The sequence below is a fragment of the Pseudomonas sp. HS6 genome (assembly GCF_023375815.1).
Taxonomy (GTDB): domain Bacteria; phylum Pseudomonadota; class Gammaproteobacteria; order Pseudomonadales; family Pseudomonadaceae; genus Aquipseudomonas.
In genome coordinates this window covers 4191734-4205793 of sequence record NZ_CP067412.1, presented here as the reverse complement: position 1 = coordinate 4205793, position 14060 = coordinate 4191734, and the positions used below count along the sequence as shown (strand labels likewise).

Genomic DNA, 14060 nt, shown 5'->3' with positions numbered 1-14060 from the left:
AAAATTCTGAGTCGCATTAATTTCGAAAAGCTCGCATTAATTTCGAAAACCGACAACTGCCACCGACCAGTGCCGGCCCGGAGGCCGAATGATGGGGTTGGCGGAACGGGCGCTGTGGCCAGTGGGTCAACGGTGCACCGCTGGCGACGGACTGAATCGCCGCCACTTCCAGCGCCTCACTCTCGGCCAGTGGGGGCAGCAACCCCGGTAAACGGCTGGCCAGCAACGTCTTGCCCGTCCCCGGCGGCCCGCTGAACAGCAGGTTGTGGGCGCCGGCAGCGGCAATCAGCAGCGCCCGTTTGGCGGCCAGTTGGCCCTGCACTTCATTCAGGTCGGGATAGGGTTTGGCGGCATGGATCAGCCCGTCCGAGACATAAGGCTCGACCGGTGTATGCCCATTGAAATGCGCCACTGCCTCGAGCAGATGATCCACTGCGATCACCCTCAGTCCCGAGGCCAGACAAGCCTCCTCGGCATTTGCCCGCGGCACCACCAGCGTCCGCCCGGCCTTGCGCGCCGCCAGCGCCGCCGGCAAGACACCGCGCACCGCCCGCACTGCGCCGGATAACGCCAGCTCACCCAGGCATTCCACATCATCCAGCGTCAACGTCGGCACCTGCACACTCGCCGACAGAATCCCCAGCGCAATCGCCAGATCGAACCGCCCGCCATCCTTGGGTAAATCTGCTGGGGCCAGATTCAAGGTGATCCGCCGCGCCGGAAACTGCAGCCCGGAATTGATGATCGCACTGCGCACCCGGTCCTTGCTCTCCTTCACCGCCGCTTCGGGCAGGCCGACCATGGTCAGCGAGGGCAAACCATTGGCCAGATGGACTTCGACGGTGACGGCGGGGGCATCCACGCCAATCTGGGCGCGACTGTGGACAATGGCGAGGGACATGGTCGTTCCTTGAGTTGAATCAGGGGCCGCTTCCTGCGGTTTTTTAAGGGTAGTCGGGGAGGAAGGTGTTGGAGGGATGGTTGTATGAGCAAACCTTCACTGGATGTTGCGGGCGATAGTCGCACTTTTCTCAAAGCGAAAAAAAACCGCCTTGAGGAGACGGTTTTTAGTTGCAGGCTTCGGTGAGGCCAAGGCCTGCGCATCCTTAGTGGACACACTCGCGTATCCCGAGGTTATGCATGTTTGATCGTTGGCGCAAGCATCAGCGAAATTTCGCAAACTGATTGTGGTCTGGAATGAGGCGTAACCATCCTTTTTCCAGCGCTCGATTAATGGCTTGATACAACTTGTTTAAGTTGCATTCTGAGGGCTGCAATACCATCCGCTGCGACGATGCCCACTCATCGAGTGTCCGCAAAGGGTGGTCGGGAACATAACGATTTTCATGTTCCTCGACACGGTGTGAGACCCGTGCCGGTGCTGTTTTGGGGGACCCACACCCGGCCGCCTTGGTGGGCACACTCGTGTGTAGTCCCGAAGGTGTTCGTACGCCGGAAAGAGCATCGGAGGTTTGGCCCCACGCAAGGAGGGCCAAAATATGTCTAAGTTTCTTAAACATATGTGGCGCCTCGTCAGGATCGCGCTATGGGCTTTTCGCCTGTACGAGACTCTGCGAGACCGTTGGAATAATTCGCTGTAAGAATTGAACCGACGGAAACCGCTCCTGCCCCGGCAGGAGCGGTTTTAGCTTCTTGTCTCACTCAGCCGGCAGCGTCACCTTCGCTTCCATCTCCGCCACCTTCGCCTCAAGGCTCTCAAGCCGGGCGCGAGTCCGCGCCAGCACCACCATCTGACTATCAAACTCTTCCCGGCTCACCAGATCCAGTTTGCTGAAGGCACTTTGCAGCAGCATCTTGAACTGGCTTTCGATTTCGGCTTTTGGCAATGGCGTGTCGCCGCTGAACAGGCGGGAGGCGGTGCCGCTCAGGGCGTCGAGGAAGTCTTTGGGCGCGAGCATGGGATATGTCCTGGAAACTATGGCCGGCAGTGTATCACGCAGTGTCTATAGTCATTTGCGTTGGCCGGGATGCACGCTTTTCGCGCAAAAGGACGAACGGCTGCGCACCGTTGTTGTGCGTATCCCGTGTGCCATTTCGGTGATGGCATCTGCGGCTGCGGCCAAGGGATTGAAATCAGGGGATTTTGGCGAGATGGCAAGCTTTCTGCTTAGTCGGTAGTGACCCATGCACTGATGCAGTCGCTGTGACGAATGCAGTGCGCCGGACGGGACGGGGAGTTTCGTCGGGAGCGGTTAGCTGGCGTCAGTCGGGCAGGTAGGGCCGACGATGCGTTACAAAGCCAGGCACTGCGCTTAGACTTGAGTCGGGTTTGTTTTCCTGGGGCAAGTCCACCAATTCGGGAGAGAGTTTCATGAAGCTAGTCACTGCCATCATCAAGCCGTTCAAGTTGGACGACGTGCGCGAGTCGCTGTCCGAAATCGGCGTGCAGGGCATTACCGTTACTGAAGTCAAAGGCTTCGGGCGGCAGAAGGGTCACACCGAGCTGTATCGCGGCGCGGAGTACGTGGTCGATTTTCTGCCCAAGGTGAAAATCGACGTTGCCATCGACGACAAGGATCTGGATCGGGTTATCGAGGCGATAACCAAGGCTGCCAACACCGGCAAGATCGGTGACGGCAAGATCTTCGTGGTCAATCTGGAACAGGCGATTCGCATCCGTACCGGCGAAACCGATACCGACGCGATTTAAACGCCGCCACAAACCCAACGCCCCAGGAGAAAACAATATGACTCTGCGTAAATTCGCAGGGCTAGGCGCCCTGTTGTCCATCGTAATGCCCGGCCTGGCTTTGGCGGCAGATCCGGTGGCGCCTCCAGTCCTCAATTCCGGCGATACTGCCTGGATGCTGACCTCGACGGCCCTCGTGCTGTTCATGACCATTCCTGGCCTCGCGCTGTTCTACGGCGGCATGGTTCGGTCGAAAAACATTCTTTCCGTGATGATGCAGTGCTTCGCCATTACCGGCCTGGTCACCATCCTGTGGTTCCTTTATGGCTACAGCATGGCGTTCGACACCACCGGGATGGAAGCTAACGTCGTCAACTTCAACTCCTTCGTCGGTGGCTTCGGCAAGGCCTTCCTCGCGGGCATCACGCCTGCCAGCATCACTGGCCCGGCGGCGCTGTTCCCTGAAGCCGTGTTCGTCACTTACCAGATGACGTTCGCCATCATCACCCCGGCGCTGATCGTCGGTGCCTTCGCCGAGCGGATGAAGTTCTCCGCGATGCTGGTGTTCATGGGCATCTGGTTCACCGTGGTGTATGCGCCAATTGCGCACATGGTCTGGAGCGGTCCGGGTTCGCTGCTGGGTGACTGGGGCGTGCTCGACTTCGCCGGCGGCACCGTGGTGCACATCAATGCCGGTATCGCCGGTCTGGTGGCGTGCCTGGTACTGGGCAAGCGCAAAGGTTTCCCGACCACCCCGATGGCGCCACACAACCTCGGTTACACCCTGATGGGTGCCGCCATGCTGTGGGTAGGCTGGTTCGGCTTCAACGCCGGTTCCGCCGCCGCCGCCAACGGCACGGCCGGCATGGCGATGCTGGTCACCCAGATCGCCACCGCTGCCGCTGCACTGGGCTGGATGTTCGCCGAGTGGATCACCCACGGCAAACCTAGCGCACTGGGTATCGCATCGGGCGTGGTTGCAGGTCTAGTGGCAATCACTCCGGCGGCCGGCACTGTGGGCCCGATGGGTTCGCTGATCATCGGTCTGGCCGCCGGCGTGGTGTGCTTCTTCTGCGCCACCACCCTGAAACGCAAACTCGGTTATGACGATTCCCTGGACGCCTTCGGCGTGCACGGTATCGGCGGTATCCTCGGTGCGATCCTGACCGGCGTGTTCGCCGCTCCTGCGCTGGGTGGCTTCGGCACCGTCACCGACATTGCCGCGCAAGTCTGGATTCAATGCAAAGGCGTCGGCTTCACGGTGATCTACACCGCGATCGTCACCTTCATCATCCTCAAGGTACTGGATGCGGTAATGGGTCTGCGCGCTACTGAGGAAGAAGAATCGGTGGGCCTGGACCTGGCACAACACAACGAGCGCGGCTACAACCTGTAAGTACGCGCCCCAAAAAACTTGCCCGGTTCGCCGGGCATTTTTTTGTCCGGAATTTGTCATCCTTGATACAGCTGAAAGGATTTTTCGTACTGCTTTGGTCGTGTTTACGACGGGTGATTTTCTACGGCCAATGGCTTACATCATTGAAGGAATATTAGGGCCTTTGTTTTTTTTCAGAGCGCGCTAGAATGCGCCCCGAACGTGCGGAGAACTGTATGTGGCAACAGACTCTGATAACCCTGCGGGCACGGCCCCGGGGCTTTCATCTGGTAACGGAAGAGTTGCTCGCCGGACTGCCTGAACTCAAGGCATGCCGGGTCGGTCTGTTGCATTTGTGGCTGCAGCATACCTCGGCGTCGTTGACCATCAACGAGAACGCCGATCCGGCGGTACGTCGCGACTTCGAACGATTTTTCAATCGTCTGATCCCACAAGGCACAGACGGCTATGAGCATAACGACGAAGGCCTGGACGACCTCCCGGCGCACTTCAAGGCCAGCGTGCTGGGCTGCCAGATCAGTTTGCCGGTAACGGCGGGTCGATTGGCACTGGGCACCTGGCAAGGCGTTTATCTGGGCGAGCACCGTGATCATGGCGGTGCCCGAAAAGTCCTCGCCACCCTGCACGGTGAAGAGGCATAACCGCTGGTCAGCAGCGGCGAACGATTTTTTAACGGCGACTTTCGACAGTTGCCAAAGCTGGTCTATAACTAATCTGCTTTTCGCAAGTCATGAGGTAGAACATGAGCGACGATGATCTGGAAAACGACGACCTCGAAGTAGGCGACGAAGACGAGGCCGAGGAAGGCCTGGAAGCAGCAGCGGAAGACGTTGCTGACGACGATGGCGGCGACGATGCGCCGGCCACACCGACTGCCAAAGGCAAAGCCAAGGCTGCGGTGTCGGTCGATGAGTTGCCGAGCATTGAAGCCAAGAACAAGGAGCGCGATGCCTTGGCCAAGGCCATGGAAGAGTTCCTGTCGCGAGGCGGAAAAGTGCAGGAAGTGGAGGCCAATGTGGTCGCCGATCCGCCCAAGAAGCCGGACAACAAGTACGGTAGCCGCCCTATCTGAGGCGTGCCGCTTGCTTGCTGAGGAAGCCCGCCGTCGCTGCGGGCTTTTTCATGGGTGAAAGAAAGCTAGCCGCGGCTGTTCCAGCGGGCGAGCACGGCGGGCAGATCGGTCAGGCTGTGAATCTCGGCATCCGGCAAGCGCTCCGCTTCCCAGACCTTGCCCGCCGGGTTGAACCAGATGGCGCGCAACCCGGCCTGCTGTGCCCCGGCAATGTCATCCCCCGGATGATCGCCGATATGCACCGCCGCCTCGGCACTCACACCACCGCGCTGCAGCGCTTCATGGAACAGGCGCGCATCCGGCTTGGCGATGCCGATGTCTTCGGCGCACAGCGCAAACTTGAAGTAGTCCGCCAGCCCGAGGCGGCGTACATCGGCGTTGCCGTTGGTGATCACGCCGAGGGCATAGTGTTTGGCGAGGGTTTCCAGGATCGGCTCGACTTCCGGGAACACTTCGATCTGATGCCGGGCATGCAGAAACACTTCGAAACTCTTGTCCGCCAGCGCCGAGGCTTCGCCGTGGGCATAACCGGCTTCCTCCAGCGCATGGAACAGCACCCGTCGGCGCAACGCACTGATGCGGTGCTTGAGTCCCGGCTCGCTGGCCAGCACCCGTTCGCGGATCGCCCACAGATGTTCCACCGGCACCGCGCCCAGATTCGGCGCATGTTCGCTCAGCCATTCGCGCAAAACCGCTTCGGCGCTGACGATCACCGGGGCGGTGTCCCACAGGGTGTCGTCGAGGTCGAAGGTGATCAACTGGATACTCATGAATCGTCGCCTTTCATGCGTTTGGCCCGTGGATGGGCACTGTCGTAGACCGCCGCCAGGTGCTGGAAGTCCAGGTGGGTGTAGATCTGGGTGGTCTTGATGTCCGAATGGCCGAGCAATTCCTGCACCGCACGCAGGTCCTGGGAGGACTCCAGCAAGTGGCTGGCGAAGGAGTGTCGCAGCATATGCGGGTGCAGGTTCTGCCCCAGTTCGCGCTCGCCGGCCAGTTTGACCCGTACCTGAATCGCTCGCGGACCGAGGCGCCGGCCTTGCTGGCTGACGAATACCGCGTCGTCCGCCGGGTTGGTCAGCGCCCGCAGCGGCAGCCATTGCTCCAGTGCTTCCCGGGCCTTTTTGCCCACGGGTAACAGGCGTGTCTTGCTGCCTTTGCCGAGCACCTGAACCATGCCGTCAGCAAGGTCCAGTTGATCGAGATTGAGCCCGGTCAGCTCCGACAGGCGCAGGCCGGAGGAGTAGAACAACTCCAGAATCGCTTGATCGCGACGGGCCAGAAAATCGTCTTCCACAGCGCCTTCGAGTAGCTGCAGGGCGCGATCGGTGTCGAGGGTTTTCGGCAGACGGCGTTCGCCTTTTGGCGGTGCCAGGCCGGTGGCCGGGTCGTGATCGCAGAGACCTTCGCGATTCAGGTAATGATAGAGCCCGCGAACCGCCGACAGCAGGCGCGCCAGGCTGCGCGAGGACTGGCCTTGCGCATGCAGGCGGGCGATCAGGCTGCGCAGGCGCTGGATGTCCAGGGCCTGCCAGCTGCCGACGTTCTGTTTGTTGCACCAGCCGAGGACTTTATCGAGGTCGCGCCGGTAAGCCGACAGCGTATGCGGCGACACCTGCCGCTCACTGCGCAGGTGTTCGCAGTAAGCGTCCAGTTGTCGTTCCATGGTCAGCGTACCGAGCGCAGGGAGCTGTTGACCCGTGGCAGCACGCGGCCCATGACTTCGGCGATGTAACTCAGGAACAACGTGCCGACCGAGCTCTTGTAGTGCTGCGGATCACGGCTGGCGATGGCCAGAATCCCGTGGATGCCCTGGTGGCTGACAGCAACCACGGCGGTGGAACCGATCTGCTTGCGCTGCTCTTCGCCGAACAGGAAGTCCAGTTCGTGTTCGCGCAGGCTGCCGCTGACGCTCTTGCCTTCGGTGAGCAGGCCGCCGATGGCGGTTTGCGCGTCGGCGTGGGTCACCCAGCGGCCGACCGGGGCCGGGTTGTCGCCGAGCAGGATCAGGCTGACGAAGGGCACCTGGAAGTCCTGGCGCAAGCTGTCTTCGACGCTGATCACCACGTCTTCCAGAGTCGCAGCGTCCATCAGGGCGAGAATCAGGCGACGGGTCTTGTCGAACAGGCGATCATTGTCCCGGGCCACGTCCATCAAGTGCGAGAGGCGGTGACGCATCTCAATGTTGCGGTCGCGCAGAATGGACATCTGGCGCTCGACCAGCGACACGGTGTCGCCGCGACGATGGGGGATGCGCAGGGACGGCAGCAGTTCTTCATGTTCGACGAAGAAGTCCGGATGAGCCTCAAGGTACGCGGCAACCGCTGCCGCCTCCAGGCTCTCGGACGCTGTTTCACCGGACTGTCGGGCGGGTACCTGAGGCTTATCGGTCATGGCTTCTGCTCACTCAAAGACGGACTTGTCCTTCGTATACACGCACTGCCGGACCGGTCATCAGCACCGGTTGGCCAGGGCCTGCCCATTCGATGGACAGGCGCCCGCCCGGCAGGTCGATCAACAGTGGCGAATCCATCCACCCCTGGCTGATCGCAGCTACAGCAGCAGCGCAGGCGCCGGTGCCGCAGGCCTGGGTTTCCCCGGCGCCGCGTTCCCAGACGCGCAGTTGTGCGCGATTACGGTCGATGACCTGGATAAAACCGACGTTGACCCGCGCCGGAAAGCGCGGGTGGTGTTCAATCTTCGGCCCCAGCTCATGCACCGGTGCGGTGTTGATGTCTTCCACGCGCAGCACGGCGTGGGGGTTGCCCATCGACACCGCTGCAAGGTCGACCGTTGTACCGTCGACGTCGACCTGATAGCTCAGAGCCTGCTCGGTCGCCTGGAACGGAATATCCGCCGGCACCTGACGTGGGGCGCCCATGTTCACGCCGATCTGGCCGTCGTTACGCACGTCCAGTTCGATGATGCCGCCCTTGGTCTCGACGCGAATCAGACGCTTGGCGGTCAGGCGCTTGTCGAGCACGAAGCGTGCAAAGCAGCGCGCACCGTTTCCGCACTGTTCCACTTCGGAGCCGTCGGAGTTGAAGATCCGGTAACGGAAATCCACGTCCGGATTGCTCGGTGCCTCGACGATCAGCAACTGGTCGAAACCGATGCCGGTGTGCCGGTCGCCCCACATTTTTGCGTGCTTGGGCTGAATGTGCGCGTGCTGGCTGACCAGGTCGAGGACCATGAAGTCGTTGCCCAGGCCGTGCATCTTGGTAAAACGCAGCAGCATGGGGTTACTCCGGCAGCAGGCTTTCGCCGGCAAACAGCTCGGCCACGGTCTCGCGGCGACGCACTTCAAATGCCTGATCGCCATCTACCAGCACTTCGGCGGCACGGCCGCGAGTGTTGTAGTTGGAGCTCATCACAAAACCATAGGCACCGGCCGAATGCACGGCCAGCAGGTCGCCTTCTTCCAGCGCCAGTTCGCGATCCTTGGCGAGGAAATCGCCGGTTTCGCAGATCGGGCCGACCACGTCGTACTTGCGTGCGGCGGTGTCGCGCGGCTTGATCGCGGTCACGTCCATCCACGCCTGGTAAAGGGCCGGGCGGATCAGGTCGTTCATGGCGGCATCGACGATGGCGAAGTCTTTGTGCTCAGTGTGCTTGAGGTACTCGACCTGAGTCAGCAGCACGCCGGCGTTGGCGACGATGAAGCGACCCGGCTCGAACACCAGCGCCAGGTCACGACCGTCGAGACGCTCGCGCACGGCCTTGATGTAGTCGGCAGCCAGCGGCGGCTCTTCATCGCGATAACGCACACCCAAGCCACCACCGAGATCGATGTGGCGCAGATGGATGCCGCAATCGCCCAGACGATCCACCAGATCCAGCAGGCGATCGAGGGCATCGAGGAACGGTGGCAGGGTGGTCAGTTGCGAGCCGATGTGGCAATCGACGCCAACCACTTCCAGGTTCGGCAGGTGCGCGGCACGCACGTACACGTCTTCGGCGTCGGCGATGGCGATGCCGAACTTGTTCTCTTTGAGACCGGTGGAAATGTACGGATGGGTGCCGGCATCGACGTCCGGGTTCACGCGCAGCGAGATCGGCGCAACGACGCCCAGTTCGGCGGCGACCACTTGCAGACGTTCCAGCTCGTCGGTGGATTCGACGTTGAAGCAATGCACGCCGACTTCCAGCGCGCGACGCATGTCGTCACGGGTCTTGCCGACACCGGAGAACACGATCTTGTCAGGGCTGCCACCGGCGGCCAGGACACGTTCCAGCTCGCCACGCGATACGATGTCGAAACCGGCGCCGATACGGGCCAGGACATTCAGAACGCCGAGGTTGGAGTTGGCCTTGACCGCAAAGCACACCAGGTGCGGCATGCCGGCCAGCGCATCGGCGTAGGCCAGATACTGGGCCTCGATGTGGGCGCGGGAGTAGACGTAGGTCGGTGTGCCGAAGCGGTCGGCGATGGCGGACAGCGCCACACCTTCCGCGAACAGCTCCCCGCCACGGTAGTTAAAAGCGTCCATGGCGATCCCTTAGTAAGAAGAACTGGCGTCGTGCTGGTGCGCTTTTGGCGGCAGTTTCTGTGACGACTTGGCTTGTTCGACAGGGTCCTGATCTTCATCGGGCAGGTACAGCGGGCCTTTTTGACCACAGGCCGATACAAGGCAGGCAACCGCGACGAGCGCAGCAAGGGAAGAGATCAGGCGCTTCATGGCGAAATCCTTGAAAATGCGTTAATTGCGCCGGAGTATACCGGCCACCCGGCAGCTTGCCTATGCGACGGAACTCCCGTCTGGCGGGGCTCGGGCTGCGGCGAGGAAACTTTTCCCGCGTGACGGGTGCATATTTCGTCGCCGGGCAGGGCGCTTGGTCGTTATCCTTTGCAATCGGCTGGCAGCGACCGTATCTTGCGGCGCTTGAGCCTGATCAGACATTTTTTGAGGTTGCCGCAATGAGTTTGTCCGAAGCCCGTTTCCACGATCTGGTCGATGAAACCCAGGAAAAACTGGAAGACATCTTCGACGACAGCGACCTGGACATCGACATGGAGAACTCGGCCGGTGTGCTGACCGTCAAGTTCGAGAACGGCACCCAGCTGATCTTCAGTCGTCAGGAACCGCTGCGTCAGCTGTGGCTGGCCGCTGTGTCCGGTGGTTTCCACTTCGACTACGACGAAGAAAGCGAACGCTGGATGTGCGACAAGAGCGAAGAGCAGTTGGGCGAGATGCTCGAGCGCATCGTCAAGCAGCAGGCCGGCACCGAATTCGATTTCGAAGGCCTGTGATTTCGTGACTGACACCGCTCCCGTTCGTCCGCCGAAGCCGCTCTACAGCAACGTCAGCCCGGCCGTGCCTTCGCCGTGCACCGGTGTGTGTCGGCTGGACGAGCAGAAGGTCTGTCTCGGCTGCATGCGCCATGTCGAAGACATCCGTGAATGGCGCTCGGCCGATGACGAGCGTCGCCGGGTGATTTGCGCGCAGGCGATGCAACGCCGGCAGCTCGCCGGAGCGTAGCTTGTATATTTTTTGAGCTGTGATAGTGTCCGGAAACGCCTCAACCCATCGAGGCCTGGTGAAAACCCCGTCTTTTTTGGCGGGGTTTTGCTTTTTTTGTGTGCAGAAGAAAGGAGTCTGCCCGGATCATGACCGCACCTTCCATCACCCTTACCCGTCTGGACGTGCAACGTCTGGAGCGCCTGATCGACAGCCTGGATGACACGCTGCCGGGCGTGATCGCGCTGCAAACCGAACTGGACCGCGCCGATACACTGGTCGGCCACGATGAAGTGCCCGCCGATGTCGTGACGATGAATTCCCGTGTGCACTGTCGAGAAGAAGGCAGTGGCAAGGACTATCACCTGACTCTGGTTTATCCGAAGCACGCCAACGCCGACGAAGGCAAAATCTCGATCCTGGCCCCGGTCGGCAGCGCGCTGCTGGGCCTGAAAGTCGGCCAGCACATCGACTGGCCGGCACCGGGCGGCAAGACCCTGAAACTGACATTGCTGGAAGTCGAATCGCAGCCTGCCAACGGCGGCGACTTCCCGGAATAACCCCGCCTCAGACCTGCTCGAGCGCCTCATTCAGAGAGCGTTCCAGGTCGGCCTTGTAGCGTAGATACAGATTGCTCGAACTCTGCCCGTCACCGATCACGCCCGAGAGATCGAGGTCGGTGATATAGCAGCGGTAGCGCTCGGTTTCCCGGCGCTGCCCGACAATCTCCCGGGCGACCACGCTGAACAACTGGTCGCCATGTTCCAGCTCGCTGAATTCCCGTTGATTGCAATACAGCGTGACCTGCACCTGTCCCGGTGCGGCTTTGCCGACGATTGCCTGTACGTCATAGAACGGTTTGTTGACTGGCGTCTGTGGTGCCGGGCGCATCTCTACCCGTCGCGCGCGTCCCGGTCCTGAGGGCAATAACTGGTAATACAAGATTTCAAGGCTGGCGGCGTGGTTCGAGTCCATCGGCAGCAGTGCTTCGCGCCTGAACTGGATCGATTGCAGGAACCGTTGCAATGGCACCAGCAGACTTTGCTCGTCGTGATAGGGCAAGTGTTGTTGCCACAGTGCATTGAATTCGTCGAGCACGTACAGCTCGGCGGTTTGCTCGGTGATCCGATAGAACACCTGAATGCATTCGGGCTGGCCCATCGGCAGGATCAGCGCGAGGTCGTGGTCTTCCAGCGCCATCGGGTCCAGATGCAAAGGGCTGTAACGCGGTTGCTCCTCGCCCAGGTAGTCGAGTAGCGCCGGCAGGGTGGCGAGGGCAACATGGCTGACTTGGCCCGGCACCAGTTCCAGTACGTGATAGTGCTGCTGCACCTGAATCAGGTAGCGATGATTCAAGTCGCTAAGCAACAGGTTTTGCGCGGTATCGACGATCTCTTCCACCCGGCGAGCGATGAATTGCGCGCGGTTGTGGCAGAAGCAACGTACCCGCAGCGATGGCTGTTGCGGGCCGCGCGGCAAGTTGTTGAGGTAGTCGCGCAGGCAGTCGAGCAGCGCATGCGGGCCGTCGAAGCGATTGACCAGCACTTCGTTCCAGCTGTTGAGCGTGACCTGATCGAGGGTCAGCACCAGGTTCTCGCGCACGCCGGCATAGCTCAAGGAGTCCGTGCGCTCAGTGGTCATCAGGATGTTCAGGTCGCGGTGATGTTTGAGTGGGTCGACCCCGATATTCACCAGTATCAGTACTTCGCTCGGCACGCTGGCGCGCAACAGCGGCGCTTCGGCGACGGTCGGCAGGGGCAGGGCGATGCTCTGCTGCAGGCTGCCGAGCAGGTTGAACAGCTCGAACTCGCTCAGGTCGCTGGTGCCGGGGTGCAGGGCCAGTCGTGTGCTGCTGTCGATCACGCCGTTGCGGTGACACCAGGTCAGCAGTTCCAGCAACTGGCGGCTGCGCTTGATCGGTGCGAAGTGTTCCCACTCCAGCGCCGTGAGGCTGCCGTTGTACAGACCCCAGTGGGTTTGCCCAGGCTCCTTTTTGTTGGGTGACTGCACCAGGGTCAGGGTGTCTTCGGCCAGATCCGGAGCGATGCCGGGGTTGATGAACTCGACCTTGTCCGCCTTGCGCTCGAACGCGGCGTACAGGCGTCGGCCGAGAACGTTGAGATCGCGTTTGTTGATCAGGCTGACAGTCTGCTCGGTGCGGGCAAACTGGGTCAGGAAGCGGTAGCTGTAGTTCAGCTCGTTGACCAAGGCTCGGCGCTCGGCGCTGACCTGACGGACTTTCCACTGGCTGCGGCTGTCGAGCAGCGCCAGTTGGCGCTGATCCCAGTGCCATTCGCTGGCCAGTCTTTCCAGCAGCGAGCGCTGCCAGCTCTGGGTGCGGCTGTTACCGGTGAGCTTGCGGTTGACCTTGAGGTACAGCGCGCGACGCACCAGCTCAAGCCGTTCCGGTTCGTTGCGTGCTGTGAGGTATTCCTCGATCCGGCGGTAAACCACCATGTACGGATCCAGCTCGTCGAGGTCCAGACGGTTGGCGAACACCGCTTGTTTGAAGCGCAGACTCAGGCACTGCACCTGCGGGTGTTCGCTGGCGTAGACCTCGATCAGCAGCAGCTTGAGCACCGACTTGTAGGGCGACTCGATGCCCTTGAACAACTGCCACAGCCCGGCACCCACGAACTCGCCCGGCGGAATGTGCGCCAGTGGCCCCAGATCGAGGGTTTCATCGTTGCGGATGAAGCGCTTGGACAGCAGCGTGTGGGTGTACTGGTCGTAAGACCGTTCTTCGTAGACCGGCACCAGCCACCAGATCGGCGTGCGCCCGGCCAGCCAGATCGCGGTGCGGTAGAACTCGTCCAGCAGCAAATAATGCTGGGTGGTGCCGCAATCCTCGGAGCTGAGCTGGGTGTCGCGCTCGCCTTTGACGAAGCGCACCGGGTCGATCAGGAAGAAATGCGCCTCGGCCCCCTGGCTCGCGGCCCAGGCTTCGAGCATCTGGCATTTCTTGCGCAGCTCGGCGAGTTCGCTGTCGCTCAGGTCGGGGGCGTGGCACACCCACACGTCCATGTCGCTCTGGTCGGCCTGGGCCAGGGTGCCGAGGCTGCCCATCAGGAACAAGCCATGAATCGGTCGCGGCGGATTGCTGCCGTGGCGCGGTTTGTAGGAAAAAGAACGTGTCAGGCGCTGGGCTTCGGCGAGTGTGTCGGCGTCCGGTTCGTAATTCGACAGTCCGGCCGGCGTGCTGCCCGAGACATAGCCGGGCAACAGCGGATGATTGACGTGGAAAAACAGCGGCAGCAAGGTCAGTACGCTTTGCTGGCGCGTCGACAGGCCTTCCAGCGCCCGGCTCAGGCGGCCTTCGTTGAGTTTCAGAAAGCGTGCGCGCAGCTGGCTGAGTACCTTGCGGTCGATTCCCTCGTCCAGGTCGGGGCGGATTTCATGGGTGCGGGTCATGTCGACTCTAACCGGCTCGCAGGGCTCGGAGGCAGAAGGTCACGGAATGCGGGGGAGTTTAGCGCCTGTGCA

The 14060-nt window shown here is 61.3% G+C and carries 15 protein-coding genes and 1 pseudogene; 7 read left to right on the top strand and 9 right to left on the bottom strand.

The features are described 5' to 3' along the window. Positions 1–58 precede the first annotated feature (58 nt). Both JJN09_RS19035 and JJN09_RS19030 read right to left on the bottom strand, forming a co-directional pair. A pseudogene (locus tag JJN09_RS19035) lies at positions 59–901 on the bottom strand (YifB family Mg chelatase-like AAA ATPase); the annotation flags it as partial. Positions 902–1658: 757 nt separating this feature from the next. Then, entirely contained in the window at positions 1659–1919 is a 261-nt protein-coding gene (locus JJN09_RS19030) for an accessory factor UbiK family protein (protein ID WP_249483051.1), read from the bottom strand. 413 nt (positions 1920–2332) lie between these two features. Between JJN09_RS19030 and glnK the strand changes: the two genes are divergently transcribed. The 4 genes from glnK (at position 2333) to sutA (ending at position 5118) form a co-directional block, all read left to right on the top strand. Further along, positions 2333–2671, top strand: a complete 339-nt coding sequence (gene glnK / locus JJN09_RS19025) for a P-II family nitrogen regulator (protein WP_002555808.1) — start codon at positions 2333–2335, stop codon at positions 2669–2671. Positions 2672–2708: 37 nt separating this feature from the next. After that, positions 2709–4046: an ammonium transporter gene (locus JJN09_RS19020; RefSeq protein ID WP_249483050.1), complete on the top strand. Its 1338-nt coding sequence runs from the start codon at positions 2709–2711 to the stop codon at positions 4044–4046. 215 nt (positions 4047–4261) lie between these two features. Beyond that, positions 4262–4687, top strand: coding sequence for a secondary thiamine-phosphate synthase enzyme YjbQ (locus JJN09_RS19015; protein ID WP_119426781.1), 426 nt, complete (start codon positions 4262–4264; stop codon positions 4685–4687). A 101-nt stretch (positions 4688–4788) separates the two neighbouring features. Then, positions 4789–5118: a transcriptional regulator SutA gene (sutA, locus tag JJN09_RS19010; protein WP_249483049.1), complete on the top strand. Its 330-nt coding sequence runs from the start codon at positions 4789–4791 to the stop codon at positions 5116–5118. 65 nt (positions 5119–5183) lie between these two features. Here the strand turns inward: sutA and JJN09_RS19005 are convergent, their stop codons facing one another. From JJN09_RS19005 to JJN09_RS18980, 6 genes are read right to left on the bottom strand one after another with little or no spacing between them, the layout of a single operon-like run. Then, positions 5184–5888, bottom strand: coding sequence for an HAD family hydrolase (locus JJN09_RS19005; protein WP_249483048.1), 705 nt, complete (start codon positions 5886–5888; stop codon positions 5184–5186). Further along, positions 5885–6784 (bottom strand): tyrosine recombinase XerC, encoded by a 900-nt coding sequence (gene xerC / locus JJN09_RS19000; protein ID WP_085708922.1) that lies wholly within the window; start codon positions 6782–6784, stop codon positions 5885–5887. Before xerC ends, JJN09_RS19005 begins: the two co-directional genes overlap by 4 nt. 2 nt (positions 6785–6786) lie before the next feature. After that, complete coding sequence (locus JJN09_RS18995) at positions 6787–7512, bottom strand: DUF484 family protein (RefSeq protein ID WP_114886291.1); 726 nt, start codon at positions 7510–7512, stop codon at positions 6787–6789. A 13-nt stretch (positions 7513–7525) separates the two neighbouring features. Continuing rightward, on the bottom strand, positions 7526–8356 hold the full coding sequence (gene dapF / locus JJN09_RS18990; protein WP_249483047.1) for a diaminopimelate epimerase: 831 nt from the start codon (positions 8354–8356) through the stop codon (positions 7526–7528). 4 nt (positions 8357–8360) lie between these two features. Beyond that, complete coding sequence (lysA, locus tag JJN09_RS18985) at positions 8361–9608, bottom strand: diaminopimelate decarboxylase (RefSeq protein WP_249483046.1); 1248 nt, start codon at positions 9606–9608, stop codon at positions 8361–8363. Between the two features lie 9 nt (positions 9609–9617). Continuing rightward, positions 9618–9797: a lipoprotein gene (locus JJN09_RS18980; RefSeq protein ID WP_249483045.1), complete on the bottom strand. Its 180-nt coding sequence runs from the start codon at positions 9795–9797 to the stop codon at positions 9618–9620. Positions 9798–10036: 239 nt separating this feature from the next. On the opposite strand from JJN09_RS18980, the gene cyaY reads away from it, so the two are divergent. From cyaY to rnk, 3 genes are all read left to right on the top strand, one after another. Continuing rightward, positions 10037–10369: an iron donor protein CyaY gene (cyaY, locus tag JJN09_RS18975; protein ID WP_007951887.1), complete on the top strand. Its 333-nt coding sequence runs from the start codon at positions 10037–10039 to the stop codon at positions 10367–10369. Between the two features lie 4 nt (positions 10370–10373). Beyond that, on the top strand, positions 10374–10598 hold the full coding sequence (locus JJN09_RS18970) for a DUF1289 domain-containing protein (RefSeq protein ID WP_249483044.1): 225 nt from the start codon (positions 10374–10376) through the stop codon (positions 10596–10598). 128 nt (positions 10599–10726) lie between these two features. After that, on the top strand, positions 10727–11137 hold the full coding sequence (rnk, locus tag JJN09_RS18965) for a nucleoside diphosphate kinase regulator (protein ID WP_065258140.1): 411 nt from the start codon (positions 10727–10729) through the stop codon (positions 11135–11137). A gap of 7 nt (positions 11138–11144) precedes the next feature. Here the strand turns inward: rnk and JJN09_RS18960 are convergent, their stop codons facing one another. Further along, entirely contained in the window at positions 11145–13988 is a 2844-nt protein-coding gene (locus JJN09_RS18960) for a class I adenylate cyclase (RefSeq protein WP_249483043.1), read from the bottom strand. Positions 13989–14060: the final 72 nt, after the last annotated feature.